Origin of the sequence: Hydrogenophaga taeniospiralis CCUG 15921, from assembly GCF_001592305.1 — a bacterium.
GTDB lineage: Bacteria > Pseudomonadota > Gammaproteobacteria > Burkholderiales > Burkholderiaceae_C > Hydrogenophaga > Hydrogenophaga taeniospiralis.
This window is the reverse complement of the sequence record NZ_BCWR01000001.1, coordinates 234,922-261,551: the sequence shown is the minus strand read 5'-3', so window position 1 is coordinate 261,551 and position 26,630 is coordinate 234,922. Positions and strand designations below refer to the sequence as shown.

Genomic DNA, 26,630 nt, shown 5'->3' with positions numbered 1-26,630 from the left:
GCCGCGTCCACCGCAGGACGCGTGGGCTGAAGAAATTTCACGCCCTTGTTGAGCTCGCTTTCATGGGCCGCTGCGGGGATCGGCCGAAGCTTGCAGAACACTGAACACCCGTGCCAAAAGGCCGGTTCTTCGAGGGAAAACCCGCAAGAGACGGGGGAGGGGTGTTCCTACAATGGCCCGGACTGTTGAAAGTCCCTGGCCACCTCAGAACTGGCCGGGTTGTGCAGAACCAACCACGGAGTCAATCAATATGGATCGTCGTTCCCTCATCAAGCACGCAGGCATTGCCGGTGTGCTGGCCGCAGGAGCTGCCCCCGCTGTTCATGCGCAGGCCGCCATCCGCTGGCGTCTGGCTTCCAGCTTCCCCAAGGCGCTGGACACCATCTACGGCGCAGCCGACGTGTTTGCCAAGAAGGTCGGTGAAATGTCCGGCGGCAAGTTCAGCATCACGGTGCACCCCGGTGGCGAGCTCATGCCCGCTTTCGGTGTGGTGGACGGCGTGCAGGAAGGCACCGTGGAGTGCGCGCACACCGCTCCTTACTACTTCTTCGGCAAGGACGACACCTTCGCACTGGACTGCGCCATCCCCTTCGGCCTCAACAGCCGCCAGATGACGGCCTGGATGTACGAAGGCAACGGCATGAAGCTGATGCGCGAGTTCTACGATGGCTACAACATCGTCAACTTCCCCATGGGCAACACCGGCGCCCAGATGGGCGGCTGGTACCGCAAGGAAATCAAGACGCTGGAAGACATCAAGGGTCTGAAGATGCGCATCGGCGGTTTCGCCGGCAAGGTGCTCACCACCATGGGTGGCGTGCCGCAAAACATTCCCGGCGGCGAGATCTACCAGGCGCTGGAAAAGGGCACCATTGACGCCACCGAATGGGTGGGACCGTACGACGACCAGAAGCTGGGCTTCAACAAAGTCGCCAAGAACTACTACTACCCCGGCTGGTGGGAAGGTGGCCCGCAGCTCACGCTGTACGTCAACAACAAGGCTTTCAACGCCCTGTCGCCGGAGAACAAGGCCATCGTGGAATGCGCGGCGGCCATCGCCCACACCACCATGCAGGCCAAGTACGACGCCCTGAACCCGGCCGCGCTCAAGCAACTGGTGGCCGCCGGTACCAAGGTGCTGCCGTTTCCCAAGGCCGTCATGGACGCCGCGTTCAAGAACTCGATGGCGCTGTACGACGACATCAGTTCCAAGAATCCGAAGTGGAAAAAGGTCTACACGGACTACGCGGCCTTCCGCAAGGACCAGAACCTCTGGTTCCGTTTCACCGAAGCCCAGTTCGACCGCTACATGCAGTCGGCCAAGCTCTGATCGGTGCAGCCTCCGGCAAAAAGCCCCGCCCTGGCGGGGTTTTTTGCTCGGGCCTCGGCCGACACCCCATGGGGTGTTCGCCGATGCCGTCCGTCAGGGCTCGTTCAGCCAGGGCGTGATCACTTTGCATAGACTGACCGGTCGTCTTTGAACACCCAAACCCCGCGGGGAATTCCATGAAGTTTTTGTTAACGCTCTCGCGTCTGATCGACGCCATAAGCCAACTCATCGGCAAGCTGGCCATGTGGCTCATTCTGGCCGCCACCCTCATCAGCGCGGGCAACGCCATCGTGCGCAAGATTTTCAACACCAGCTCCAACGGTTTGCTGGAAATTCAGTGGTATTTGTTCGCGGCGGTGTTCATGCTGGGTGCAGGCTACGCTTTCATGCGCAATGCCCATGTGCGCATCGATTTCATCTCCTCCAAGTTCAGTGCGCGCGGGCGCAACTGGGTCGATATCTTCGGCATTCTGGTGTTCCTGTTTCCCCTGTGCTACATGATGGCCACGCTGGGCTGGCCGCTGTTCGAGCGCGCCTGGACCACGGGTGAAATGTCGTCCAACTCGGGCGGCCTGATCCGTTGGCCGGTGTTTTTCCTGATTCCCCTGGGCTTCACGCTCTTGTCCATGCAGGGCGTGAGCGAGCTGATCAAGCGCATTGCTTTCCTGACCGGCAACGGCCCCGACGCGCTGGCGCACGAAGGCCCGAGTGACGAAGAGCTGCTGGCCCAGCAACTGCTCGAAGAAGAAGAGCAGGAGCGACTGAAACAAGAACAACAGCTCAAGGGAGTGCAGTGATCATGGTTGAATTTCTGACTGCAAACTTTGTGCCGCTGATGTTCGGTGGCCTGCTGGTGTTTCTGCTCTCGGGTTTCCCGGTGGCATTTTCGCTGGCCGCCACGGGCATGTTCTTCGGCTTCGTCGGCATGGAAGTCGGGCTGTTTCCGTCCAACCTGTTCCAGGCCTTGCCGTTGCGGGTGTTTGGCATCATGCAGAACGACACCCTGCTGGCGATCCCGTTCTTCACCCTCATGGGCATCATTCTGGAGCGCAGCCGCATGGCCGAGGACCTGTTGGCCACGGTGGCGCAGGTGTTTGGGCCCGTGCGCGGCGGTCTTGCCGTGGCGGTGATCCTGGTGGGCGCCTTGCTCGCCGCCACCACCGGTGTGGTGGCGGCTGCGGTGATCTCGATGGGGCTGATCTCGCTGCCCATCATGCTGCGCTATGGCTACAACCGCACGATCGCAACCGGCACCATCACCGCTTCGGGCACCCTGGCGCAAGCCATTCCTCCGTCGCTCGTGTTGATCGTGCTGGCCGACCAACTGGGCCGCTCGGTCGGCGACATGTACTCCGGTGGTCTGATCCCCGGCCTGATGCTGGTCGGTATGTACCTGCTCTTCATTGCGGTCGTGGCCATCGTCAAACCCCATTGGGTGCCGGCACTGCCCGCCGAAGCACGCGTCTACAACGAGCCCAATGGCAGCAGTGGTCACCGTTCCTTGCTGATCCTGTTGGCGATCTGCGCTGTCGCGGGTTATGCGTGGTCGCAGGTGCATCAGTCCATCATCAACCCCTTGATCGGGCGCGAGATGGATGCGCCGGGTGACGAGATCGTCATCATGTCGCTCACGGTCGCCTCGTTCCTGGCGCTGTTCATGGCGCTGTTCAACAGCCTGTTCAAGCTGGGCCTGCTGTCGCGTCTGGCCGGCCAGGTGACCTTCGTGCTGATCCCGCCGCTGGTGCTCATCTTCCTGGTGCTGGGTACCATTTTCCTGGGCATTGCCACGCCCACGGAAGGCGGCGCCATGGGTGCCCTGGGCGCGCTGATCATGGCCGGTTCGCGCAAGCGCCTGTCATGGAGCCTGATGTCCCAGGCGCTGGAGAACACCACCAAGCTGGCGATCTTCGTGCTGTTCATCCTGATCGGGTCCACGGTGTTCAGCTTCACCTTCAACGCCGCCGACGGCCACATCTGGGTGGAGCACCTGTTCGCCAAGTTGCCGGGTGGCCAGATGGGCTTCCTGCTGGTGGTGAACTTGCTGGTGTTCGTGCTGGGCATGTTCATCGACTTCTTCGAGATCGCCTTCATCGTGATCCCGCTGCTCGCGCCGGTGGCCGACAAACTGGGCATCGACCTGATCTGGTTCGGCATCATCCTGGCGATGAACCTGCAGACCTCGTTCCTCACGCCGCCCTTCGGTTTTGCGCTGTTCTATCTGCGCAGCGTGGCCGCGCGCAGCGACTACACCGATCATGTGACCAAGAAGCGCATCCCTGCGGTCACCACGGCACAGATCTACAAGGGATCGATTGCCTTCATCGTGCTGCAGCTGATCATGGTCACGGTGGTCGTGCTCAACCCGGGGCTTGTCACGGGCAGTCTGAGCAAAGCGGCGGTGGTCGACGACGCGACCGTGACCGACATGCTCAACAACATGCCTGGTCTGGAGGAAGAGGCGCCAGCCGAGGGTGCCGAAGAGAGCGACCCCACCGAAGGCATGGAAGGCGCCGATGCCCAGCCAGCCGAACCCGCTGCGGGCGAAGAGCCGGCCGCCGAAGACGACCCCGCCAAGGCGCTGGAAGAAGCCATCAAAAAGGCCGAATGAGAATGACCTTCACCGCCAGGAGCTTGACGCCATGCAGATCGATGTGAAGGTGCTGGACCCGCGCATGGCGGGTCAGTTGCCCGCCTACGCCACCCCCGGCAGCGCCGGGCTGGACCTGCGTGCTTGCCTGGACGCACCGCTGACCCTGGCGCCCAATGCCTGGCAGCTGGTGCCCACCGGGCTGGCCATCCACCTGGCCGATCCGGGTTTTGCGGCCATGATCCTGCCGCGTTCCGGGCTCGGCCACAAGCACGGCATCGTGCTGGGCAATCTGGTGGGCCTGATCGACAGCGACTACCAGGGCCAGCTCATGGTGAGCGCCTGGAACCGCAGCGACGTGGCCTTCACCATCGAGCCTATGGAGCGCATCGCGCAGATGGTCATCGTGCCGGTGGTGCAGGCGCGCTTCAACCTGGTGGAAGACTTCGCACAGGCCAGCGAGCGGGGCGCCGGAGGCTACGGCTCCACGGGCCGGGGCTGAGCAACCGGCCTTCTGCTCTCACCAAGAAAAAGGGCGCCCTCTCAGGCGCCCTTTGCATTGTTGGGGTGGCGGTCAACCGGGGTTTCAGTGCAGCGTGCGCGGAGCCGGTGGTGTGTCCATGGTGTCGTCGGCCGGGCCTTCGGTGTCCACCTGCATGCGGAAGAATCCGGTGCCCAGCGTGCCGCGGCCCACTTCGCTGATCTGCGCCTCGCGCACGGCATGCACCTTGAGCGTGATGCGCAGCGCGATGCCCGCCAGCGGGTGGTTGCCGTCGAGCACCACGTGTTCGGGGTAGATGTCGCTCACGAAGTACAGACGGTCTTGGGGAGCGGCCGGGTTGCAGCCCGGGGGAAGACCCTCGAAGCCCATGCCTTCTTCGAGCTCCTCGGGGAACAGGTGGCGGGGTTCCAGGAACAGCAGGCGGTCGTCGTAGTCGCCGAACGCATTCTGGGGTTCCATGTGCAGTTCCACCGTGTCACCCGCCACGTGGCCGAGCAGGGCTTCTTCGATCTTCGCGAGCAGGTCGCGCCCGCCCACGAGGAATTCCACGGGTTCGTCGAGCACGTCCAGCTCTTCACCCAGCGTGTCTTTGAGCGTCCAGGTCAGCGCCACGACGCATTGTTCGGTGATTTTCATTGGACAATTGTCCCATGACACAAGCCCCACACTCCAGCGCCGCAGAGACGCCCGACACCCCCCGCACCATGCTCGGTGGCCTTTCCCCCGCGCAGTTCATGCGCCGCTACTGGCAGAAAAAGCCCCTGCTGATCCGCAACGCCTTCCCCGGTTTCACCCCGTTCGTGAACCGGCAGGCGCTGTTCGCCATGGCGGCGGATGAGGTGGTGGAGTCGCGGATGATCGTGCACAAGGCCTCGGGCTGGACACTGCGGCACGGCCCGTTTGCCCGCACGGTGTTCCCACCACTCAAGCAGCCGCGCTGGACGCTGCTGGTGCAGGGGGTGGACCTGCATCTGGACGCAGGGCGCGCGCTGCTGGAGCGTTTCCGCTTCGTGCCCGACGCCCGGCTGGACGACCTCATGATCTCCTGGGCCAGCGATGGTGGTGGCGTCGGCCCCCATTTCGACAGCTACGACGTGTTCCTGCTCCAGGCCAGCGGCCAGCGCCACTGGCGCATCGGCCGGCAGAAAGACCTGTCGCTTGAGCCGGACGTGCCACTCAAAATCCTCAGCAACTTCGAGCCCGAGGAAGAACATCTGCTCAATCCCGGCGACATGCTCTACCTGCCGCCGCGCTGGGCGCACGACGGTGTGGCCGTGGGCGACGACTGTATGACCTATTCCATCGGTTTCCGTGTGCCGCAGCGTGGCGGTCTCGCGGGTGAGCTGTTGCAGCGCATGGCCGACGATTTCGACGACACCACGCTCTACCGCGACCCGGACCAGGCCGCGACCGACACCCCGGCCGCCATGCCCCAGGCCCTGGAAGCCTTCGCCGCCGACGCGCTGCAGCGGCTGCTGGCCGAGCGCGAGTCGCTGGCCTGCGCGCTGGGCGAGGTCATGACAGAACCCAAACCCAAGGTCTGGTTCGAAGAGCCGCAGCACGACTGGGTGCCGGGCGCACTGACGCTGGACCGACGCACACGCATGATGTACGACGCGCGCCACGTGTTCATCAACGGGGACGGTTTCCGCGCCGCCGGAGCCGACGCCCGGCTGATGCGCAGCCTGGCCGATACGCGCAGCCTGGGCACGCGACAGGTGGCGCAGGCCAGCCCCGCCGCGCTGGCGCTGCTGCAGGACTGGTTCGAGGCCGGCTGGCTGCACCGCACACCGGCCGCGGCCTGAGTTCACCCTCTCTTCAGGAGGTCTTCGCATGACCACAACCCAGAGCGACAGCAACAGCGCACCGCTGCCACAGACCTTGCCCGTGGGACGCCTGGAGGGCCGGGAGGCCTTCGCCGGGCTGGTCCGGCAGGCGCTGGCCTGCGCGGCGCACGAGGGCTGGCCACGACTCGTGCTGAGCGATCCCGACTTCGCCGACTGGCCGCTGGGCGAGCGCGCGGTGGTGGAGTCGCTGCAGGCCTGGGCGGGCCATGGCCGGCACATCCAGTTCATGGCGCGTGACTTCGCGCCCCTGCGGCAACTGCATCCGCGCCTGGTGCAATGGCGCACCACCTGGTCGCACCTGGTGGAAGCCCATGCCTGCACGGGCGCCACCGGTGCCGATCTGCCCAGCGCGATCTGGTCACCGGGCTGGACCCTGGAGCGGCTGGATGTGCTGCGCTGCACGCTGGTGGCCAGCAACGACGCCGAGCGGCGCGTGGCGCTGCGGGAACGGCTCGATGCCTGCTGGCACAAGGGCAGTCCCTCGTTTGCCGCGACCACCCTGGGTTTGTGACGAATGGCCCTTTGGCAACAGATGGGTGTTAGAAAAAGAAAAAGTTGATAAGGGTAAATGGGGATGGCGCTTTGTCGCTATCATCGTTCTTCAGTCTGGAAACCAATGCAACGGTTGTCTGACTGGGTCAATCAAATCCGGATACCGCATTCGGTTTTTTTTGGTTGATTCACAAAAATCGAATGAATGTTTGTCTGTCTCATCCATAGGAACTGCTGCCATGAAAAAAACCATCCTGCTCGCCAGTCTGCTCGCCGCGATTGCCCTGACCGCTTGCGGCAAAAAAGAAGAAGCTGCTGTGGAAGCCCCGGCGCCTGCCGCGGCTCCGGCCCCCGCTGATGCCGCCCCGGCTCCTGCTCCCGCAGAAGCCGCCCCGGCTGCTACGCCTGCGGAAGCCGCAGGCGCTGCCGCTGATGCTGCCAAGGACGCCGCTGGCGCCACCGTTGATGCCGCCAAGGAAGCCGCCGACAAGGCCGCCGAAGCCGCCAAGGCCGCTACGGACGCCGCCAAGGAAGCCGTCAAGCCGGCCCAGTGATCCGGTGTCGGGGCGCCTCGTCGGCGCCCCGGACATGAAAAAGCCGCCCTCGGGCGGCTTTTTCATGTCTGCGCTGCGCCGGTCGGACCGGCGCAGGCGGGAGACTCACTTCAAGTCGTCGGCCAGCAGCTGGATGATGCGCTGGGCGTTCGCCGTGGTGTCGGGCTGGCCCTCGGCGTTCAGCACCGAGACGGTGCTGCTGGTGTCGCTGCCGCTGCGCACCACGACGCGGTATTTCGCCGGCGTGGGTTCGGCCGCCGAACCGCCGAACAGGCGCCCGAAGAAGCCGGGTTTCTTGGTGTCGGTGGTGGCGGTGGCCGGCACGTAGCGCACAAAGTAGACGCCCTTCGTGCGGTCGCGGTCTTCCACGGTGAAGCCGGTGCGGTCCAGCGAGAGGCCCACGCGGCGCCAGGCGCGGTCAAAACCGTCCTCGAGCTGCACCACCGGCTGGTTGTTCAACGTGGTCACGCGGGCGGCGGCCTGGGGCGGCGCCGTGGCCGCGATGGCTTTGGACTGGGCCTCGCTCACACCGAGCTTGACCATCAGGCGCCGCAGGAACTCGGTTTCCAGTTCGACATCGGACGGGCGCGGTTGCCAGATGGTCTGGTCCTTCTGGGTGCTGGTGTAGACCTCGATCATGCCCCGGTGGCTGATGTAAATCTCGGTGCCGCCCGCGGGATTGCGCTCTAGCCGGGTACGGAATTTGTCGCGTTCGCCGGTGGAATACAGGTTGTCAAACACCTTGCCAATGGTGGAGCGGATGAAATCCTGGGGCAGTTTGGCGCGGTTCTCGGCCCAGTCGGTTTCCATCACCCCCAGTTTTTCCTGATCGAGTTCGAGCAGGAAACCGTTTTCCTGCCAGAAATCGCGCACCGGGCCCCAGAGCTTGTCGGCCGGTCGATCGATCACCAGCCAGCGTTGGTTGCCCGCGCGCTCGATGCGCACGTCGCCCACGCTGTTGACCGCGGTGGTGCTCTCGGACGCCTGGGCCGGCTGGGTCGACTGGTAGCCGCTGGCGGTGACCACCGAGCCCGGCACGTTGTAGCGCGAATCCCGGCTGAGCTGGGTCAGATCGGGCGGCACTTCCAGCGTGCTGCCGCGTTGCGCGGTCTTGTAGTCGATCTTGTCTTCCTGCAGAACGGAGCAACCCGTGGCCAGCGTCGCCGCCAGCGTGATCAGGCCAAGGCGGGCAAATGAAGGCGTGGGGCTGGGTTTGTGAAGGTGCATGGTCTGGCTTTGCGGAAAGGGAAAAGCGGGAGAAAAGGCGTCGGCCCGCTCAATCGATCAGGCCGCTGTCTTTGAGCGCGGATTCAACCACAGGTTCAAAGGCGCGGGACATGGGGGTCAGCGGCAGGCGCATGGTCTCTGCGCACAGGCCCATGCGGGCCATGGCCCATTTCAGTGGAATCGGGTTGGCTTCGACGAACAGGTTCTTGTGCACCGGCATCAGCCGGAACTGGATGTCCATGGCCTTGCGGATGTCGCCCGCCATGGCGGCCATGCACAGCTCGTGCATCAGGCGCGGGGCGATGTTGGCTGTCACGCTGATGTTGCCCTGGCCGCCGCACAGCATGAGCGCCACGGCGGTGGGGTCGTCACCCGAGTAGATGGCAAAACCTTCCGGCGCTTCACGGATCAGCCATTGCGCGCGCTCGATGTTGCCGGTGGCTTCCTTGATACCAACGATGCCTGGCACCTGCGCCAGGCGCAGCGCCGTGTCGACAGACATGTCGGCCACGCTGCGGCCCGGCACGTTGTAGAGCACGACGGGCAGGTCGCCCGTGGCTTCGGCGATGGCCTTGAAGTGCTGGTACTGGCCTTCCTGGGTCGGCTTGTTGTAGTAGGGCACGACCTGCAGCTGGCAGTCGGCACCGACGCTGCGCGCGAACTTCGCCAGCTCGATGGCTTCGGCGGTGGAGTTGGCGCCGCAGCCGGCCATGATGGGCACGCGTTTGGCGGACTGTTCAACCGCCACGCGGATGATTTCGCAGTGTTCTTCGACCGTGACGGTGGGCGATTCGCCCGTGGTGCCGACCACGCCGATGCAGTCGGTGCCTTCGGCGATGTGCCAGTCGATGAGTTTGCGCAGGGTGGGGTAGTCCACGCTGCCGTCTTCTTGCATGGGCGTGACCAGGGCCACGATGCTGCCGGTAATGGGATTCATAGCTAAAGACTCAAGTGGTGAGCGCCTGCGCAACGGCAGACCAAAGGGGCGGTGTCAGCGGGCGCACGAATCTGACATTCTACCCAGTGGCATCCAGCGGATACCGCTCGGGCAGGCCCGGGAGATGCGGACGTTTTCGCACCGCCGCAATGCGCTGCACGAAGCGTTCGGGTCGGTCGATGAAGCCGTCCTCAAAGGCCACCACGTGCAGGCCGGCGGTGGCCTGCAACAGCTCGCCAGGACGGAGCAGGAAATCGGGCCGTGACGGCTTGCCCACGGTCTCGTTGCTCTGGGCAAAGGTTTCGTAGATCAGCACGCCGCCCGGCGCCACGCTGGCCACGATCCGCGCCAGCAGGGGGCGCCAGAGGTAGTTCGTCACCACCACGGCGTCGAACTGTTCGTCCGCGAAGGGCCAGGGGCCGTTCTCGATGTCGGCCTGCACCACGTGCCCCAGCCCGGACACCGCGTCGATGGCCTCGGCCGAGCGGTCCACGCCGGTCACCGCATGGCCACGCCCAGCGAACCAGCGCAGGTGCCGGCCATGCCCGCAGGCCACGTCGAGCACCGAGCCCGCCATGGGGACCAGGTGCGACCAGCGTTGTACCCAGGTGGAAGGGGATTCGGTGCCGTGCATCTAGAAGCAGCTCCACAACTGGTCGGCCAGGTTCACCAGGAAGTCGGGCCGGTTGTAGAGCGCGAGCGTGCCCAGCAGGATCAGCAGCACCCCGGCCCAGACCAGGGCTCTGAGCGCCAGCGGTCTCATGCGGCCACCTCCACCCGATGCGGGCCACCGCGCACGATGGGCGACTCGCGTACCGGCAGGTTGATCAGCGCGGCGAACACTCCCAGCGCGATCGAGATGTACCAGACGATGTCGTAGCTGCCGGTGCGGTCGTACAAATAGCCGCCCAGCCACACGCCCAGGAAACTGCCGATCTGGTGGCTGAAGAACACGAAGCCACCCAGCATGGACAGATGCGCCACGCCGAAGATTTGTGCCACCACGGCGTTGGTGGGCGGCACGGTGGACAGCCACAGCACGCCCATGACGGCCGCGAACACGTAAACGCTGGCGGGCGAGAGCGGCACGATCAGGAAGATGCTGATGGCCACGGCCCGCGCCAGGTAGATGAAGGCCAGGATGTGGCGCTTGGCCATGCGCTGGCCCAGCGCACCCGCGGCGTAGGTGCCGATCACGTTGAACAGCCCAATGAGTGCCAGCGCATAACTCGCTACCTGGGGCGACAGGCCGTTGTCTTTCAGATAGCTCGGCATGTGCACGCCGATGAACACCACCTGGAAGCCGCAGACGAAGTAACCGGCCATCAACAGCTGGAAGCTGCGGTACTTGAAGGCCTCGCGCGCGGCCTGCACGATGGTCTGCTCCCGCTTCGGCGCCACGCCGCCCACAAAACCCGGTTCACGCAAGAACAGCGCCAGCGGCATGATGAGCAGCACTGCAGCGCCCAGGATCAGCAGGGCTTCCTGCCAGCCGAACGCGCTGATGAGCCAGCCCTCGACCGGCACCATCAGGAACTGGCCAAACGAGCCGGCCGCGGCCGCCACGCCCATGGCCCAGGAGCGCTTCTCGGCCGGAATCTGGCGCCCGATCACGCCATAGATCACGGCGTAGGTGGTGCCGGCCTGGGCCGCGCCGATCAGGATGCCGGCTGTGAGCGCAAAAGTGAGCGGTGTGGGTGAGAGTGCCATGCCGGCCAGGCCCAGCGCGTAGAGCACCGCGCCCCCCACCAACACGCGCATGGCGCCAAACCGGTCGGCCGCCATGCCGGCGAAGATGCCGAACACGCCCCAGGACAGGTTCTGGATCGCCAGCGCGAAGGCAAAGGTCTCGCGCGTCCAGCCCTGGGCCGCTGTGATGGGCTGCAGCCACAGGCCAAAGCCGTGGCGGATGCCCATGGAGAGGGTGACGATGGTGGCGCCGCAGGCGAGCACCTGGAGCGCGGAGAGTCGGGGTGTGGGGTGCTGGACCAGTGGCGGAGTCATCCCGGGACTGTAGCGAATCCACCCGTTCGGCGGGTGTCACCGCGGCGCATGGGGTCATGAAATCGATGGCCGCCATTGATGCGCCGGGCGAATCACTGGAAATGGCGGGTGTTTCTTCTGTATTTGCATCCAGTGGTTTTTGAACAGGCCGCTTACAATCCGCCCCCATGGCGACCCAATCTCCCAACGAATACTCCGAAGGCTCGATCCGCGTCCTCAAGGGACTGGAGCCGGTCAAGCAGCGGCCGGGCATGTACACGCGCACCGACAATCCGCTGCACATCATCCAGGAAGTGCTGGACAACGCGGCCGACGAAGCCCTGGCCGGATTCGGCAAAAAGATCAAGGTCACGCTGCACACCGACCACTCGGTGAGCGTGGAAGACGACGGCCGCGGCATCCCATTCGGCCTGCACCCGGAAGAAAAGGCCCCGGTGGTCGAACTCGTGTTCACCCGGCTGCACGCCGGCGGCAAGTTCGACAAGGGCAAGGGTGGTGCCTACAGCTTTTCGGGCGGCCTGCACGGCGTGGGCGTGAGCGTGACCAACGCGCTCTCGACCCGGCTCGAAGTCATCAGCTACCGCGAAGGCCAGGTGGCCAGGCTCGCGTTTTCCGCCGGTGACGTGATTGAACAACTGGTGATCACGCCCAAAGGCGAGGGCGACCGCAAGCAGGGCACCACGGTGCGCGCCTGGCCCGATGGCAAGTACTTCGAGTCCGCCGCCCTGCCCATGACCGAGCTCACCCACCTGCTGCGCAGCAAGGCGGTGCTGATGCCGGGCGTGACGGTGACCCTGGTCAACGAGAAGACCAAAGACACCCAGACCTGGCTCTACAAGGGCGGCCTGCGCGACTACCTGCAGCAGACGCTCAACGGCGAACCGGTGATCCCGCTGTTTGAAGGCGAAGGCTTTGCCGACGCCAAGGACGACACCTTCGCCGACGGCGAGGGCGCCGCCTGGTGCGTGGCCTTCACCGAAGACGGCCAGCCGGTGCGCGAGAGCTATGTCAACCTGATTCCCACCAGCGCCGGCGGCACCCACGAAAGCGGCCTGCGCGACGGCCTGTTCCAGGCGGTCAAGGGCTTCATCGAGCTGCACGCGCTCTTGCCCAAGGGTGTGAAGCTGCTGCCCGAAGACGTGTTTGCCCGTGCCTCGTATGTGCTGAGCGCCAAGGTGCTGGACCCACAGTTCCAGGGCCAGATCAAGGAACGCCTGAATTCGCGCGACGCGGTGCGCCTGGTCGGCAGCTTCGTGCGCCCGGCGCTCGAACTCTGGCTCAACCAGCATGTGGACTACGGCAAGAAGCTCGCCGAACTCGCCATCAAGGCCGCGCAGTTCCGCCAGAAGGCCGGCCAGAAGGTCGAGAAGCGCAAGGGTTCGGGCGTGGCCGTGTTGCCCGGCAAGCTGACCGACTGCGAGAGCAAGGACCTGGCGCACAACGAGGTGTTCCTGGTCGAGGGCGACTCCGCGGGCGGCAGCGCCAAGATGGGCCGCGACAAGGAAAGCCAGGCCATCCTGCCGCTGCGTGGCAAGGTGCTCAACACCTGGGAGGTCGAGCGCGACCGCCTGTTCGCCAACAACGAGATCCACGACATCGCGGTCGCCATCGGCGTGGACCCGCACGGCCCGCTGGACACGCCCGACATGAGCGGTCTGCGCTACGGCAAGGTCTGCATATTGAGCGACGCCGACGTGGACGGCTCGCACATCCAGGTGTTGCTGCTCACGCTGTTCTTCCGCCATTTCCCCAAGCTCATCGAAGCCGGCCATGTGTACGTGGCGCGCCCACCGCTGTTCCGCGTGGACGTGCCCGCGCGCAGCAAGAAGCCCGCGAGCAAGCAGTACGCGCTGGACGAGGGCGAGCTGCACGCCATCCTGGACAAGGCCGAGAAGGATGGCGTGGTGCGTGACAAGTGCCAGATCAGCCGCTTCAAAGGCCTGGGCGAAATGAACGCCGAGCAGCTCTGGGACACCACGCTCAACCCCGATACCCGCCGCCTCATGCAGGTCAACCTGGGCACGCTGGACTTTGCCGGTACCGAAGCGCTCATCACCAAGCTCATGGGCAAGGGCGAGGCCGCTTCGCGCCGCGAGCTGATGGAGCTGCACGGCGATTCGGTGGAGGTGGACGTTTGAACCGCGGCACACTCCGTTGGCCCCGGGCCTTGGCGCTGGGGGGGCTGCTCCTGTGGGCGCTGGGATGGTCCGTGCCCGCCGCAGCGGAAATCTGGGGCTACGTGGACAAGCGTGGCGTGTCGCACTTCGCCGACCACCAGGTGGACCGGCGCTACGAGCTGTTCTACGGCGGTGGGGCCAAGTCCGTGGGCAGTTCGGGGCGCGTGCCGCGTGGGGCCGTCCATGCGTCACCCAGCGTGCAGGCGGTTTTCCAGGTTTCCACCTCGTACAAGGCGGTGCGCCACCTGATCCGCGAAGCGGCCACTGCGTACGGGCTGGAATACGAACTGCTCAAAGCGGTGATCGCCACCGAGTCCGGGTTCAACACCCGTGCGGTCAGCCCCAAAGGCGCCATCGGTCTGATGCAACTCATGCCCGACACCGCGCAGCGCTTTGGCGTGAAGGCCCGGGCCAATGAATCGCTGCAGGAGCGCCTGACCGACCCCCGCACCAATCTGCAGGCGGGCGCCCGTTACCTGGCCTGGCTGCTGAAGTATTTCGACGGCCAGACCGAACTGGCGCTGGCGGCCTACAACGCGGGCGAGGGGGCGGTGCTGCGCGCCGGGCGCCAGATCCCGAACTACCGGGAAACCCAGAACTATGTGCGCAAGGTGACGCAACTGCAGCAATCGCTGCAACCGCCGCGCGCCCTGAGCCAGCGCTACACGACCCCCGTGCGCACCGACATGCAGGCCAGGGCCCAGACCCCCGCGCCGCTCTGAACCGGATTCACGCAACAGACTTCATGGACACCTTCAACCCCGAACTCCCGCTGGACACCCCAGAAGACAACGACAACCTCGCGGCTTACGCCCAACGCGCCTACCTCGAATACGCACTCTCCGTCGTAAAGGGCCGGGCCTTGCCCGACGTCTGCGACGGCCAGAAGCCGGTGCAGCGCCGCATCCTCTACGCCATGGACCGCATGGGCCTGGGCTACAGCGGCAACACGGCCGCCAAGCCGGTCAAGAGCGCGCGCGTGGTCGGCGACGTGCTGGGCAAGTACCACCCACACGGCGACAGCGCTGCGTACGACGCGCTGGTGCGCATGGCGCAGGACTTCTCGCAGCGCTATCCGTTGATCGACGGCCAGGGCAACTTCGGCAGCCGCGACGGTGATGGCGCCGCCGCCATGCGCTACACCGAAGCGCGGCTGGCCAAGATCAGCGGCCTGCTACTCGACGAGATCGACCAGGGCACGGTGGACTTCATCCCCACCTACGACGGCTCGTTCGAAGAGCCCAAGCAATTGCCCGCGCGCCTGCCGTTCAACCTGCTCAACGGCGCCTCGGGCATCGCCGTGGGCCTGGCCACCGAAATCCCCAGCCACAACCTGCGCGAAGTGGCCGACGCCTGCGTGGCGCTGATCAAGACGCCCAAGCTGTCTGACGAAGAACTCTTCGCCATCCTCCCCGGCCCGGACTACCCCGGCGGTGGCCAGATCATCAGCCCGGCCGGCGACATTGCCGACGCCTACCGTACCGGCCGCGGCAGCCTGAAAGTGCGCGCGCGCTGGAAGATCGAAGACCTGGCGCGTGGCCAGTGGCAACTGGTGGTGAACGAGCTGCCGCCCGGCGTGAGCACGCAGCGTGTGCTGGAAGAAATCGAAGAGATCACCAACCCCAAGGTCAAGGCCGGCAAGAAGGCGCTGAGCCAGGAACAGACGCAGCTCAAGGCCAGCATGCTCATGGTGCTGGACGTGGTGCGCGACGAATCGAGCAAAGACGCGCCGGTGCGCCTGGTGTTCGAGCCCAAGAGCAGCCGCATCGAGCAGAGCGAGCTCATCACCGCGTTGCTGGCCCACACCAGCCTGGAAAGTTCGTCGCCGATCAACCTGACCATGATCGGCCTGGACGGGCGGCCGACGCAGAAGAGCCTGCGGCAGATGCTGGGCGAGTGGATCGAATTCCGCCAGGGCACCATCGTGCGCCGCACGCAGCACCGCCTGAACAAGGTGCTCGACCGCATCCACATCTACGAAGGCCGGCAGCTCGTGCTGCTGAACATCGACGAAGTGATCGCGATCATTCGTCACAGCGACGAACCCAAGGCGGCATTGATCGAGCGTTTCAAGCTCAGCGACCGGCAGGCCGAGGACATCCTTGAAATCCGCCTGCGCCAACTGGCGCGCCTTGAGGCCATCAAGATCGAGCAGGAGCTGAAAGAGCTGCGCGAAGAGCAGGGCAAGCTCGAAGACATCCTGGGCAACCCGGCCAGCTTGAAGCGCCTGATGGTCAAAGAGATCGAGGCCGATGCCAAGACCTTTGCCGATGCGCGCCGCACGCTGATCCAGGCCGAGAAAAAGGCCGTGGCCGAAATCAAGGTGGTGGACGAGCCGGTCACGGTCGTCATTTCCAGCAAAGGCTGGGTGCGCGCGCGCACCGGCCACGGCCACGAAGCTGCCAGCTTCGCCTTCAAGGCGGGCGACGGCCTGTACGGCACCTTCGAATGCCGCACGGTGGACCTGCTCATCGTCTTCGGCAGCAACGGCCGCGTCTACAGCGTGCCCGTGGCCAGCCTGCCCGGCGCGCGCGGCGACGGCCAGCCCATCACCACGCTGATCGAGCTGGAAAGCGGCACACAACCGTTGCACTACTTCGCCGGCCCGGCCCACGCCACGCTGCTGCTCAGCGGCACCGGTGGCTACGGCTTTCTGGCCACCGTGGACAACCTGGTCTCGCGCCAGAGGGCCGGCAAGGCCTTCATCAGCGTGGGCGAGGGTGAAACCATCTGCGCGCCCTCGCACGTGGCCAATACCTCGGGCAGCCAGCCACTGCCGCCGGCCACCCACGTGGCCTGCGCGTCCACCGGCGGGCGCATCCTCACCTTCGAAATTGCCGAACTCAAGGCGATGGAGAAGGGCGGGCGCGGCCTGATGCTGATCGACCTCGAAGCCAAGGACACACTCGCCGGCGCAGCGGCCTACACCCGCAGCGTGAAGATCGAAGGCATCGGTCGCGGCGGCAAGGAGCGTGACGAAACGCTGGAGATCCGCAGCCTGAACAACGCCCGCGCCGCGCGCGCCCGCAAGGGCAAGGCGGCCGATCTGGGCTTCAAGCCCAACCGCATCACGCGGGTGGAGTGATGGGCGCGGACGGCATCGGCCTGTTCCTGATGCTGGGGAGCTTCGTGCTCACCTTCTTTGTCGCGCGCATCATCGGCAAGCGGCTCAAGGCCCGCCGCGATGCCCGGCAGGCGCAGCGCGAGCTGGCCGGGCAAAGCCGTCAAGTGCGGCGTGCTCAGGCGCGCAAAAACAAGGGTTGACCCCCCGCGCCGCTTCGCGTCACCCCCCAGGGGGCGACACCTGCCGTCTGGCGAAGCCAGCCCGGCGGTGTCTCTGGGTGGAGGCCGGTGCGGCGAGAAACGCCGAGGCGAGCAGGCATGTCAGACACCGGCTTGAAATCCATCGTGGTGCTGTCATGTTCTGTGGTCTTGCAACGCTGCTGACCGCAAAAGGAACTGCATGAAATCGATGGGCAAACGGGCCGAAGGCCAGCGCCTGGAGCGCATGAAGGCCTCGGCACAATGGCTGGGCGATCGTTTTCGCAACGTCTTTCCCATCGCACCCGGCCTGCGCGACACCAGCGTGCCGTTTCCGGGCGTGCGCGACTTTCTTTGCGGTGGCGAACGTCGCGTGCCCAGCGCGCCGCTGCCTTCGCTGGACCCGCGCGATGCCTGGCGCCTGAAGCCCCAGAGCGGCCTGCGCGCCACCTGGCTCAGCCATTCCACGGTGCTGATCGAGATCGGGGGACTGCGCGTGTTGACCGATCCCGTCTGGGGCCCCCGCGCTTCGCCGTCCACGCTGCTCGGCCCCAAGCGCTTCCAGCCCGTGCCGGTGAGCGTGAAACAGCTGCCGCCGGTGGACGTGGCGCTGATCTCGCACGACCACTACGACCACCTCGACTACCCCACCATCCGCGCGCTGAACCAGCGCGAGGTGCCCTTCGTCACCTCGCTCGGCGTGGGCGCGCACTTGCAGGCCTGGGGCGTGCCGCCCGAACGCATCACCGAGCTGGACTGGTGGGAGAGCCACCGCCTGCCAGGCAGCGAAGTCACCGTCACCGCTGCGCCCTCGCAACATTTCTCGGGCCGTGGCCTGAAAGACCGCAACGCCACGCTCTGGTCGTCGCTCGTCATCCGGTCCGACCGCCACAGCGTGTTCTTCAGCGGCGACACCGGACTGACCGCCGAGTACGCCGAGATCCGCGAGCGCCTGGGTCCGTTCGATCTGGTCATGCTCGAAGTCGGCGCCCACCACCCCGCCTGGGGCGACATCCATCTTGGCCCCGACAACGCGCTCACGGCCCATCGGCTGCTCGGCGGTGGCGTGCTGTTGCCGGTGCACTGGGGCACCTTCGCGCTGGCCATGCACGCCTGGGACCAGCCGGCCGAGGTGCTGATCCAAAAGGCCGACCGGCAAGACACCCCGCTGCTCATGCCCGTGCTCGGGCAGGCGGTGGAGCCCGCGCATGTGGAAAAAACCCGGCCCTGGTGGCGCAGCGTGGAAACGCAGGCCGCGCCCGCGCCCGCGCACGTGGCTGCGCCGCTGGAGACCGAGGCCGACAGACCCTTGCCCAAGGGCATGAGCTGGCCACTGGACTGAGTGCGGGCATGATGCGCAGGAGGGCGGCGGGCGCACCGTGCGCACCGTGCGCTCAATCCATTTGTAAAAACGCATCGCCATGAACCCCACAACACCCCCCTTCGGCCCCCACCTCAAAGGTTTCCCCACCGGCCTGGCACCGCTCGCGCGCGAACAAATCGCCGAGCAGGGCTGGCAACTGTTGCGTGGCGATCTGGCCCTGCCGCTGGCGGTGCTCAAACAAAGTGCCCTGCGGCACAACCTGCACTGGATGCGCGACTTCTGCGCGCAGCGCGGCCTGCACCTCGCGCCGCACGGCAAGACCAGCATGTCGCCCGAGCTCTGGCACATGCAGCTGGACGCCGGGGCCTGGGGCATCAGCTTCGCCACCGTGTTCCAGGCGGCCGTGGGCGCGCGCCACGAGGTGCCGGTGCTGCTGATCGCGAATCAGGTGATCCAGCGCGCCGAGCTGGACGCGTTGGCGGTGTTGCACGCCGAACGCCCCGCGCTGCGTTCCCTGTTCCTCGTCGATTCGGTGGGGCAGGTGGACGCCATCGAAGCCTGGGCCATTGCACGCGGTTTCACGGGCCGGTTCGAGGTGTTGCTGGAACTGGGCATCGCCGGCCAGCGCACCGGCTGCCGCAGCGCGGACGAGGCCCGGCAGATCGCGTGGCGCATCCATGCCAGCCCGGTGCTGCAACTGGCCGGCATCGAGTGCTACGAAGGCACCACCGCCACCTGTGATCACACCAAAGACCGCGCCACCGTGCAGTGCCTGATGGACCGCGTGGAGGCAACAGCCCGTGAAGCCATTGCCCAGGGCTGGTTCGTGCAAGACGAAATCATCCTCAGCGCCGGTGGCTCCGCCATCTTCGACCTCGTGGCCGAACGTCTCACGCCGAACCTCGGCCGCCCGGTGCGCGGCGTGCTGCGCTCAGGCTGTTATCTCACGCACGACCACCAGCGCTACACGCGGTATCTCTGCTGCGTGGCAGAACGCCTGAACCTGCGCGAAACGCTCAAGCCCGCGCTGGAGGTGCTGGCCTGTGTGCAGAGCTGCCCCGAGCCCGGTCTGGCGCTGCTCAGCATGGGCCGGCGCGACGTGTCGCACGACCTCGACCTGCCGCTGCCCCTCTGGCGTTCGGACGGGCAGGGCGGTGCACCGAGGGCGGTGCCCGCCCATTGGCGCATCGACGCCCTCAACGACCAGCACGCCTACCTGCGCCATGACCCATTGGCCCCGAAGGAAGAATGGCCCCAGCTCGGCGAAACCGTGGCCTCGGGCATTTCGCACCCCTGCACCACCTTCGACAAATGGCGCTGGATGCCGGTGGTGGACGATGGCTACCGCGTGGTGGACGCGGTGACGACCTGGTTCTGAGCGTCGGCAACACGCCGGCTGTACGCAAAAAACACCTCATCGCGCACCCACCCCAGTGACTCGTACAGCGACTGCGCCTTGAAGTTCGTCCTGGCCGTGGTCAGGTCCATGCGCCGCTTGCCGTCGGCCGCCGCCCGGGCTTCTGCGGCCAGCAGAAGCGCCCGACCCACGCCCAGCTGGCGTGCCTCGGGCAGCACGAACAGGTCGTACAGCGCATAGATGGGCGCGGCCTCGACCGAGCAGAAGCTCGGGTACATCTGGCAGAAACCCACCAGTTCGTGCATGGGTGTTTCGGCCACCAGCACCACCGACTCATGGCGGGCGAACCGCTCTGCGATGAACCGTTGGGCAAGGCCGAGGTCCGGCGCCTGTTCGTAGAACTGGCGGTAAAGGTTGAACAGATGCGCGAGTGCAGGCAAGTCAGCCGCCTGCATGTTTCGGGTGGAGATGGTTGTGTGGGTTGCGGTCATGGGTGGGGATTCTGACCTCACAGCTTGCCGGCCTCTTGCCACCACTGATCCCTGGGGATGCGTGTGGCCCACGCGTTGAAGCGCGCGCGGTGTGCCTCCCACGGGTCGGCCAGCGGTGCACGCGGGTCCAGGCTCAGGCCATAGGCCATGCCTTCGACAAACCACGTGGGCATGAACAGGCGGCGCACCACGCCCAGGCGCTGGCCCTGCAGCACATGGATCAGCTCGTGGCGAACGTAGTAGGACTTCCAGGCGCGAGGGCCGATGACGATGCCCCAGTTGGCGACGGTGACCGCCGACCGCGCACCCAGCCCGAAGCTGTCGGCGCAGGCCTCGGTCGAGCAAAAAATGACGCGGGGAGGGTGCTGCAGCGGGGCGATGGCTTGCGACACGAACGTGACCGCCTCGGCATAGAGCCCGTTCGCCGCCTGCAGCCGCTGCGGGTCGTCGACGCACACGGGAGCATCAACCCCACACGCCATGCCCACCAACCCAGGCGCCAGCACACGGACCGGTTTCACCAACATCCACGCCGCCAGCGGGACAACGACGAACAGCAAAAGTGCGAGGCGCTGGATGGAGGGGCGCTTGGCCTTGTTCATGCTTGAGCGCTGCGCGCGCCATTCTGAGCGGGACAGGCGGCGTCGGCATGTCTCCGCGCGCCGCCCCGAATGCTGGTGGCTTACCCCAGCTCAGCGATCAGTTCGATTTCCACACAAGCCCCCAGCGGGATCTGCGCCACGCCGAACGCGCTGCGGGCGTGGGCGCCGGCTTGCGGGCCAAAGACTTCGCCCAGCAGTTCGCTGCAGCCGTTGGTGACGAGGTGCTGTTCGGTGAAGGTGCCGGTGCTGTTGACCAGGCTCATGACCTTGACGATGCGCTTCACGTCGTCCAGCGTCTTGCCGGCGGCCAGGCAGGCGGCGGCGAGTGTGCCCATGAGGTCGATGGCGATGGCGCGGGCGGCGGCCTTGCCTTCTTCGGTGGTGGTGGTCAGGCCGAGCTGGCCGACCCAGGGTTTGCCGTCTTTCTTGGCGATGTGGCCGCTCAGGAAGATGAGATTGCCGGTCTGCACGAACGGCACATAGGCGGCAGCGGGGATGGCCACGGGTGGCAGTTCGATGCCGAGTTGGGAAAGCTTGTCGTAAACGCTCATGGAAAGGGCTCCTGAAGGCGGGGGAATGGGTTCTGCAGCCGCTGGCTGCAGGGGGTGCGGGCCATTCTATCGGCGGGTTCGCCGAGGGGTGGCTCAGGCGTAATACAACAGCAGGTAGCCGGCCAGCAGCACCAGCACCCACAGCGCCATGCTGCGCGTGGACCAGGTGCGGGCGAGGCGACCGTCCTGGCCGTAGTGGCGCAGCACCAGGGCGCCGGTGGCTTTACCGGTACGGCGGAGTTCGCGACTCAGCAGGCGCTGGATGGCGGCGTAGGGCTTTTGCACCAGCGCGTACATCGCGGGGCCCAGGCGGCGCCAGAACCAGTCGGTGTCGAGCGTGATGGTGAGCGTGCGTTTCAGGAACGGCAGCATCACGAAGAAGGCCAGACCCGAGAACAGCAGCAACTGCAGTTGCGCGAGCACGTGGGCCCAGGTATAGGGCTCGTAGCTCGTGGGGTAGGGCAGCAGGGCGTAGAGCGGCTCGGCCCAGACGCCGATGGCGATGCACAGGAAGGCGAAGAAAATCATGGCCCAGCGCATGGTGGCCGGTGGCTCGGCGGGGCGCAGGCCCGAGTCTTTCTGGAAGAAGACGAACCAGGGGAATTTGATGCCTGCGTGCAGGAACACGCCGGCCGAGGCGGCGGTGAGCGCCAGCCACACGACCAGCATGTGGCCGTCGGCGGCCGACTGAGACACCATGGACTTGGAGACGAAGCCCGAGGTGAGCGGGAACGATGAGATGGCCAGCGCTCCGATGGTGCCGCAGACCGTGGTGAGAGGCATGGTGTGGAACAGGCCGCCGAGCTCGGAGCACTTGCGCCGACCGGTCATCAGCAGCACCGAGCCAGCCGACATCAGCAGCAGGGCCTTGTAGATGATGTGGGTGAAGGCGTGGGCGGCCGCGCCGTTGAGCGCCATTTCGGTGCCGATGCCGATGCCCGCGATCATGAAACCGACCTGGTTCACGATGGAATAGGCCAGGATGCGGCGCATGTCGTTTTCGAGCAGCGCGTAGACGATGCCGTAGAACACCATGAACAGGCCGACCCAGATCAGCAGCTCGGTGCCGGCGAAGCCGCGGATCAGCACGTACACCGCCGTCTTGGTGGTGAAGGCCGAGAGGAACACGGTGCCGCTCCAGGAGGCTTCGGGGTAGGCGTCGGGCAGCCAGGCCGAGAGCGGCGGCGCGCCGGCGTTGATGAGGAAGCCGATCAGGATCAGCCAGTGCGCGATCGAGTCCGCTTCCATGTGCGTGAAGGCGACGCTGCCGGTCTGCACCACGTGGCCGGTGACGCCGGCGAACAGGATCACGCCGCCCAGCAGGTGGACCATGGCGTAGCGGCGCGCGGCGCGGTACGAAGCCTCGCTGCCCTGGCTCCAGAGCACGAGCGTGGAGCCCACGGCCATCAGCTCCCAGAACGCGAACACGGTGATCAGGTCACCGGCCAGGGCCACGCCGATGGCCGAACCGGCATAAACGAAGGCGGCTGGCACTTCGAGCCGGCTCTTCTGGCCCAACGCGAACAGGCCGCCACCGACGGCCATGATGGCGAAGATGGTGGCGAACAGACGCGAGAGTTTGTCGCCCTGCAGCGGGGTGATGGTGTGGTCGAGGAAGCGCAACTGCCAGACCGCGCCATCGGGCACCAGCCAGACCAGGCCCAGCACCACCAGCGGCAGCGCCACGATGGCGACCGAGCGCGGTGTGCCGCGCAGGAACGGCAGCAGCAGGGCGCCGACGATCAGCACCAGCCCGGGGTGCAGGACGAGGTCATTCATCGTGTTTGTCGTCGTAATAGGTGTCGGGTCGCTTGAGCACCAGGGCCAGGCCCTTGGCCACCACGATCATGGCCAGGCAGGCCAGAAAACCGAACCAGGCGTTGAAGCCGAACAGCGCGTCCACTTCGAAGTGGGGGTGCAGGTGCACCAGCAGCTCGGCCAGCACGGTGAGCGCCAGCACCACGAGGAAGCCGCGGTAGAGGCGCTTGACGTTGGCCGGGTGGTCAAGCCAGTGCGGTTGGGGGTCGTTGGGCTGTTGCATGGCGTTCATCCTCCCAGGCCGAGCATCTGCCGGGCCAGCGCCAGAGGTACATCGGGCATGAAGAACAGCAGCACGGTGCCGGCGGCGGTCGCGGTCAGCGCGATCACCATGGGCAGCGGGGCTTCACCGTGCGGGTGATCGTGTTCGTCGTGCGCGGGGGCGATGAAGAAGGCGCGGTAGATGATGGGCAGGAAGTAGCCCGCGTTGAGCAGCGTGCTCAAGGCGATCACGCCCACCGCGATCCACTGCTCGGACGCCATCGCGCCCGAGAGCATGTACCACTTGGAGACGAAGCCGGCGGCCGGAGGCAGGCCGATCATGGACAGTGCGCCAATGGCAAAGGCCGTCATGGTCCAGGGCATGCGCCGGCCGATGCCGTCGAGCTGGCTCACCTCGGTCTTGTGGGCGGCGGTGTAGATGGCGCCGGCCGCGAAGAACAGCGTGATCTTGCCCAGCGCGTGCGCGGCAATGTGCAGCGTGGCGCCGGCCACCGACAGCGGCGCCAGCAACGCGGCGGCCATGATCACGTAGGACAGCTGGCTGATGGTGGAGTAGGCGAGGCGGCGCTTCAGGTTGTCGGCACTGAGCGCCACGACCGAGGCCGAGACGATGGTGAAACCGGCCAGCAGGATCAGCCAGTCCGTCGTGCCATTCACGCCCAGTGTGTCGAGCCCGAAGATGTAGACGATGACCTTGACCACGCTGAACACGCCGGCCTTGACCACCGCCACCGCGTGCAGCAGCGCCGACACCGGCGTGGGCGCCACCATGGCCGCAGGCAGCCATCTGTGGAAGGGCATGAGCGCGGCCTTGCCGATGCCGAACATGCACAGCACGAGCAGGCCCATCAGGCCGAGCGGGCCCAGCTGGTCGGACAGCAGGCCGCCGGCGGTGAAGTCGGTGCTGCCGGTCAGGTACCAGATGAACACCAGGGCCGGCAGCAGGAACAGGACCGAGGTGCCCATGAGCAGGCCGAGGTAGACGCGACCGCCCTGGCGGGCCTTTTCCGTGCCGTGGTGCGTGACCAGCGGGTAGGTGATCAGCGTGAGCACTTCGTAGAACAGGAACAGCGTGAACAGGTTGCCCGAGAAGGCGATGCCCATGGTGGCCGAGAGCGCGAGCGCGAAGCAGACGAAGAAGCGCGTCTGGTGGGCCTCGTTGTTGCCGCGCATGTAGCCGATGGAGTAGACCGAATTGACGATCCACAGGCCCGAGGCAACAAGGGAAAACAGCATGCCCAGCGGCTCGACCTCGAAGGCGATGTCCAGCCCGGGCAGCACGCTGAAGAGGTTGGCCGTGGGCCGCGCGCCCGCGAGCACCGCAGGCAGGATGGTCAGCACGCAGGCCAGCAATGCCGCCGCGGTGGTCAGCGTGATGCCTTCGCGCAGGTTGGGCCAGCGGTGGGCCAGGGCGATGCCGATCGCGCCCAGGACGGGCACGAGCAGGGCGATCAGGATGGCGTCGTCGGCGGTGAACATCAGCGCGCCCCCATCAGGAAGGTGGCGGCCTGACTGGCCGAGCCCACAGTGAACGCCGTGCTGAGACCGAAATACACCGTGGCTGCCACCAGCAGGGCCGTGGGCACGCCCATGGACCAGGGCACGGAGGCTTTGACGTCTACGTCCTGGCGCGGTTCGCGGAAGTAGGCCGCTTCAACGAAACGCCAGACGTAGGCCACCGCCAGCAGCGAAGACAGCAGGATCAGGAACACCAGCCACCACTGGCCCTGTTCGAGTGCGGCCAGCAGCAGATACCACTTGCTGATGAACCCGGCGGTGCCCGGCACGCCGATGAGCGAGAGGCCGCAGATCACCATGCCAAAGCTGGTCAGCGGCATGCGCTTGCCCAGTCCCTGGATACGCGAAAGGCTGGTGCCGCCCATGACCAGGGCCACCAGGCCGAGCAGCATGAAGATGGCGCCCTTGGTGATGCCGTGGTTGAATAGGTGCAGGATGGTGGCGGTCAGGCCCGTGGTGGAGTCGAACGAGAGGCCGAGGACGATGTAGCCGATCTGGCCCACGCTGGAGTAGGCGAACAGGCGCTTGAGGTCGGACTGGAAGATGGCGGTGGCCGACGCGGCGAACATGCCGGCCAGGGCCAGCAGCAGCATGGCCTCTTGCATGGGCAACTGGCCGAACACCTGCGACTGGCCGAACACCGAGAAATAGAAACGCAGCAGCACATACACCGCCACCTTGGTGGCCGTGGCGGCCAGGAAGGCCGACACCGCCGAGGGCGCGTAGGTGTAGGCGTTGGGCAGCCACTGGTGCAGCGGGAACAGCGCGAGCTTGAGCGAAATGCCGACGGTCAGGAAGGCCAGGGCGGCCAAAACCGGCCGCGTGCCTTGCACGGCGGCGAGTCGCTGCCCCATGTCCACGATGTTCAGCGTGCCGGTCATGAGGTAGAGCAGGCCGATGCCGATCACGATGAAGGTGGCGCCGATGGTGCCCATGATCAGGTACTGGTAGGCCGCGACCAGCGCGCGGCGGTCGCGCCCCAGGGCGATCAGCACGTAGGTGGAGAGCGACGAGATCTCCAGGAACACGAAGATGTTGAACGCATCGCCGGTGATGGAGATGCCCAGCAGGCCGGTCAGGCACAACACGAACATCGTGTAGAACAGATAGTGCTGCCGCTGCGGCACCTCGTCTTCAATGCTGCGGCGGCAATACGGCAGCACCAGGGCGGCAATGCCGGCCACCAGTACCAGCATGAACGAGCTCAGGCGGTCCACCCGATACTCGATGCCCCAGGGCGCGGGCCAGCTGCCGATGGCGTAGGAAATGGTGCCGCTGGCGTCGACCTGGAGCCACAGCGCGATGGCGATCGCAAACGCGGCCCAACTGGCCAGCAGGGCCACGGCAAAAGCCAGCGTGCGCTGACGCAGCAGCACCGTCATGGGGGCGGCGAGCAGGGGAATGACCACCTGCAAGGCAGGCAGGTGCTGAGCCAGACTCATGCTTGTTCTTGGCGGCTCGGCACCGCGTCCATGTTCAGGATTTCGTCTTCTTCGATGCTGTCGTAGGCTTCGCGGATGCGCACCACCAGCGCCAGACCCAGCGCCAGCGTGGCCACACCCACGACGATGGCCGTGAGGATCAGCACGTGGGGCAGCGGGCTGGAATAGACCGTGAAGGCGTCGCTCAGGATGGGCGCCGTGCCGCCGACCAGCTTGCCCGGGGCGATGTAGAGCAGGTAGACCGAGGTCTGGAAGATGCCCAGCCCGATGAGCTTCTTGATCAGGTTGCCGCGGGCGATCACGATGAACAGCCCGGCAATCATCAGGAAGATGGTGATGAAGTAGGTGAAGTGGCCGCCCAGGGTCATGGTGGTGTTCATGGTGCCG

Annotated in this window: 27 protein-coding genes; 13 read left to right on the top strand and 14 right to left on the bottom strand. The window is 66.0% G+C overall.

What is annotated here, in order from left to right; translation table 11 throughout:
• The first annotated feature begins 250 nt into the window (after positions 1 to 250).
• The 4 genes from HTA01S_RS01225 (at position 251) to dut (ending at position 4,419) form a co-directional block, all read left to right on the top strand.
• Positions 251 to 1,330: a TRAP transporter substrate-binding protein gene (locus HTA01S_RS01225; protein ID WP_068166656.1), complete on the top strand. Its 1,080-nt coding sequence runs from the start codon at positions 251 to 253 to the stop codon at positions 1,328 to 1,330.
• Between the two features lie 176 nt (positions 1,331 to 1,506).
• Positions 1,507 to 2,127: a TRAP transporter small permease subunit gene (locus tag HTA01S_RS01220; protein ID WP_068166655.1), complete on the top strand. Its 621-nt coding sequence runs from the start codon at positions 1,507 to 1,509 to the stop codon at positions 2,125 to 2,127.
• 2 nt (positions 2,128 to 2,129) lie between these two features.
• Positions 2,130 to 3,938: a TRAP transporter large permease gene (locus tag HTA01S_RS01215; protein ID WP_068166653.1), complete on the top strand. Its 1,809-nt coding sequence runs from the start codon at positions 2,130 to 2,132 to the stop codon at positions 3,936 to 3,938.
• Between the two features lie 31 nt (positions 3,939 to 3,969).
• Positions 3,970 to 4,419, top strand: coding sequence for a dUTP diphosphatase (dut, locus tag HTA01S_RS01210; protein ID WP_068166651.1), 450 nt, complete (start codon positions 3,970 to 3,972; stop codon positions 4,417 to 4,419).
• Between the two features lie 84 nt (positions 4,420 to 4,503).
• Here dut and HTA01S_RS01205 read toward each other — a convergent pair whose 3' ends face one another.
• The gene (locus HTA01S_RS01205; protein WP_068166649.1) at positions 4,504 to 5,055 is read right to left on the bottom strand and encodes an FKBP-type peptidyl-prolyl cis-trans isomerase; all 552 of its coding nucleotides are present in this window, start codon (positions 5,053 to 5,055) and stop codon (positions 4,504 to 4,506) included.
• Between the two features lie 14 nt (positions 5,056 to 5,069).
• On the opposite strand from HTA01S_RS01205, the gene HTA01S_RS01200 reads away from it, so the two are divergent.
• Genes HTA01S_RS01200 through HTA01S_RS25820 form a run of 3 tightly spaced genes read left to right on the top strand, consistent with a single transcriptional unit; the run spans position 5,070 to position 7,312 of the window.
• Positions 5,070 to 6,224: a JmjC domain-containing protein gene (locus HTA01S_RS01200; protein ID WP_068166648.1), complete on the top strand. Its 1,155-nt coding sequence runs from the start codon at positions 5,070 to 5,072 to the stop codon at positions 6,222 to 6,224.
• A 28-nt stretch (positions 6,225 to 6,252) separates the two neighbouring features.
• Positions 6,253 to 6,777, top strand: coding sequence for a hypothetical protein (locus HTA01S_RS01195; protein ID WP_068166646.1), 525 nt, complete (start codon positions 6,253 to 6,255; stop codon positions 6,775 to 6,777).
• Positions 6,778 to 6,802: 25 nt separating this feature from the next.
• The gene (locus HTA01S_RS25820) at positions 6,803 to 7,312 is read left to right on the top strand and encodes a hypothetical protein (protein WP_245637956.1); all 510 of its coding nucleotides are present in this window, start codon (positions 6,803 to 6,805) and stop codon (positions 7,310 to 7,312) included.
• A gap of 105 nt (positions 7,313 to 7,417) precedes the next feature.
• On the opposite strand, the gene bamC is transcribed toward HTA01S_RS25820, so the two are convergent.
• The 5 genes from bamC to HTA01S_RS01170 all read right to left on the bottom strand — a co-directional run bounded on the left by bamC (position 7,418) and on the right by HTA01S_RS01170 (position 11,480).
• Entirely contained in the window at positions 7,418 to 8,539 is a 1,122-nt protein-coding gene (bamC, locus tag HTA01S_RS01185) for an outer membrane protein assembly factor BamC (RefSeq protein ID WP_068166643.1), read from the bottom strand.
• A gap of 49 nt (positions 8,540 to 8,588) precedes the next feature.
• A complete protein-coding gene (gene dapA / locus HTA01S_RS01180) occupies positions 8,589 to 9,476 on the bottom strand; it encodes a 4-hydroxy-tetrahydrodipicolinate synthase (protein ID WP_068166639.1) in 888 nt (295 codons plus the stop codon).
• 79 nt (positions 9,477 to 9,555) lie between these two features.
• Positions 9,556 to 10,110, bottom strand: a complete 555-nt coding sequence (locus tag HTA01S_RS01175; protein WP_068166637.1) for a class I SAM-dependent methyltransferase — start codon at positions 10,108 to 10,110, stop codon at positions 9,556 to 9,558.
• Positions 10,111 to 10,239, bottom strand: a complete 129-nt coding sequence (locus HTA01S_RS26125; protein WP_279338483.1) for a hypothetical protein — start codon at positions 10,237 to 10,239, stop codon at positions 10,111 to 10,113.
• On the bottom strand, positions 10,236 to 11,480 hold the full coding sequence (locus HTA01S_RS01170) for an MFS transporter (RefSeq protein ID WP_068166633.1): 1,245 nt from the start codon (positions 11,478 to 11,480) through the stop codon (positions 10,236 to 10,238). Before HTA01S_RS01170 ends, HTA01S_RS26125 begins: the two co-directional genes overlap by 4 nt.
• Positions 11,481 to 11,647: 167 nt before the next feature.
• Here HTA01S_RS01170 and HTA01S_RS01165 point away from each other — a divergent pair, with 167 nt between their 5' ends.
• The 6 genes from HTA01S_RS01165 (at position 11,648) to HTA01S_RS01140 (ending at position 19,620) form a co-directional block, all read left to right on the top strand.
• Positions 11,648 to 13,618 carry a DNA topoisomerase IV subunit B gene (locus HTA01S_RS01165; RefSeq protein ID WP_068166630.1) on the top strand — a complete coding sequence of 657 codons (1,971 nt, stop codon included), beginning with the start codon at positions 11,648 to 11,650 and terminating at the stop codon, positions 13,616 to 13,618.
• 71 nt (positions 13,619 to 13,689) lie between these two features.
• Complete coding sequence (locus HTA01S_RS01160; RefSeq protein WP_218017294.1) at positions 13,690 to 14,379, top strand: lytic transglycosylase domain-containing protein; 690 nt, start codon at positions 13,690 to 13,692, stop codon at positions 14,377 to 14,379.
• Positions 14,380 to 14,402: 23 nt separating this feature from the next.
• The gene (parC, locus tag HTA01S_RS01155; RefSeq protein ID WP_068166625.1) at positions 14,403 to 16,742 is read left to right on the top strand and encodes a DNA topoisomerase IV subunit A; all 2,340 of its coding nucleotides are present in this window, start codon (positions 14,403 to 14,405) and stop codon (positions 16,740 to 16,742) included.
• Positions 16,742 to 16,921: a hypothetical protein gene (locus HTA01S_RS01150; RefSeq protein ID WP_068166622.1), complete on the top strand. Its 180-nt coding sequence runs from the start codon at positions 16,742 to 16,744 to the stop codon at positions 16,919 to 16,921. Before parC ends, HTA01S_RS01150 begins: the two co-directional genes overlap by 1 nt.
• Before the next feature lie 199 nt (positions 16,922 to 17,120).
• Positions 17,121 to 18,260 carry an MBL fold metallo-hydrolase gene (locus HTA01S_RS01145; RefSeq protein ID WP_068166620.1) on the top strand — a complete coding sequence of 380 codons (1,140 nt, stop codon included), beginning with the start codon at positions 17,121 to 17,123 and terminating at the stop codon, positions 18,258 to 18,260.
• A gap of 79 nt (positions 18,261 to 18,339) precedes the next feature.
• Positions 18,340 to 19,620 (top strand): alanine racemase, encoded by a 1,281-nt coding sequence (locus tag HTA01S_RS01140; protein ID WP_068166618.1) that lies wholly within the window; start codon positions 18,340 to 18,342, stop codon positions 19,618 to 19,620.
• Here HTA01S_RS01140 and HTA01S_RS01135 read toward each other — a convergent pair.
• From HTA01S_RS01135 to HTA01S_RS01100, 8 genes are all read right to left on the bottom strand, one after another.
• Positions 19,584 to 20,090, bottom strand: a complete 507-nt coding sequence (locus HTA01S_RS01135; RefSeq protein WP_084235753.1) for a GNAT family N-acetyltransferase — start codon at positions 20,088 to 20,090, stop codon at positions 19,584 to 19,586. The two genes, HTA01S_RS01140 and HTA01S_RS01135, sit on opposite strands and share 37 nt — an antisense overlap.
• Before the next feature lie 17 nt (positions 20,091 to 20,107).
• On the bottom strand, positions 20,108 to 20,692 hold the full coding sequence (locus tag HTA01S_RS01130; RefSeq protein ID WP_068166589.1) for a hypothetical protein: 585 nt from the start codon (positions 20,690 to 20,692) through the stop codon (positions 20,108 to 20,110).
• A gap of 80 nt (positions 20,693 to 20,772) precedes the next feature.
• Positions 20,773 to 21,243 carry a RidA family protein gene (locus HTA01S_RS01125; protein WP_068166584.1) on the bottom strand — a complete coding sequence of 157 codons (471 nt, stop codon included), beginning with the start codon at positions 21,241 to 21,243 and terminating at the stop codon, positions 20,773 to 20,775.
• 93 nt (positions 21,244 to 21,336) lie between these two features.
• Positions 21,337 to 23,022 (bottom strand): Na(+)/H(+) antiporter subunit D, encoded by a 1,686-nt coding sequence (locus HTA01S_RS01120; RefSeq protein WP_068166582.1) that lies wholly within the window; start codon positions 23,020 to 23,022, stop codon positions 21,337 to 21,339.
• Positions 23,015 to 23,284, bottom strand: coding sequence for a hypothetical protein (locus HTA01S_RS01115; RefSeq protein ID WP_068166578.1), 270 nt, complete (start codon positions 23,282 to 23,284; stop codon positions 23,015 to 23,017). Before HTA01S_RS01115 ends, HTA01S_RS01120 begins: the two co-directional genes overlap by 8 nt.
• 5 nt (positions 23,285 to 23,289) lie before the next feature.
• Entirely contained in the window at positions 23,290 to 24,762 is a 1,473-nt protein-coding gene (locus HTA01S_RS01110) for a monovalent cation/H+ antiporter subunit D family protein (protein WP_068166576.1), read from the bottom strand.
• A complete protein-coding gene (locus HTA01S_RS01105; RefSeq protein ID WP_068166573.1) occupies positions 24,762 to 26,243 on the bottom strand; it encodes a monovalent cation/H+ antiporter subunit D family protein in 1,482 nt (493 codons plus the stop codon). The genes HTA01S_RS01110 and HTA01S_RS01105 overlap by 1 nt, the downstream gene beginning before the upstream one ends.
• Complete coding sequence (locus HTA01S_RS01100; protein WP_218017293.1) at positions 26,240 to 26,623, bottom strand: cation:proton antiporter subunit C; 384 nt, start codon at positions 26,621 to 26,623, stop codon at positions 26,240 to 26,242. The genes HTA01S_RS01105 and HTA01S_RS01100 overlap by 4 nt, the downstream gene beginning before the upstream one ends.
• Positions 26,624 to 26,630 lie beyond the last annotated feature (7 nt).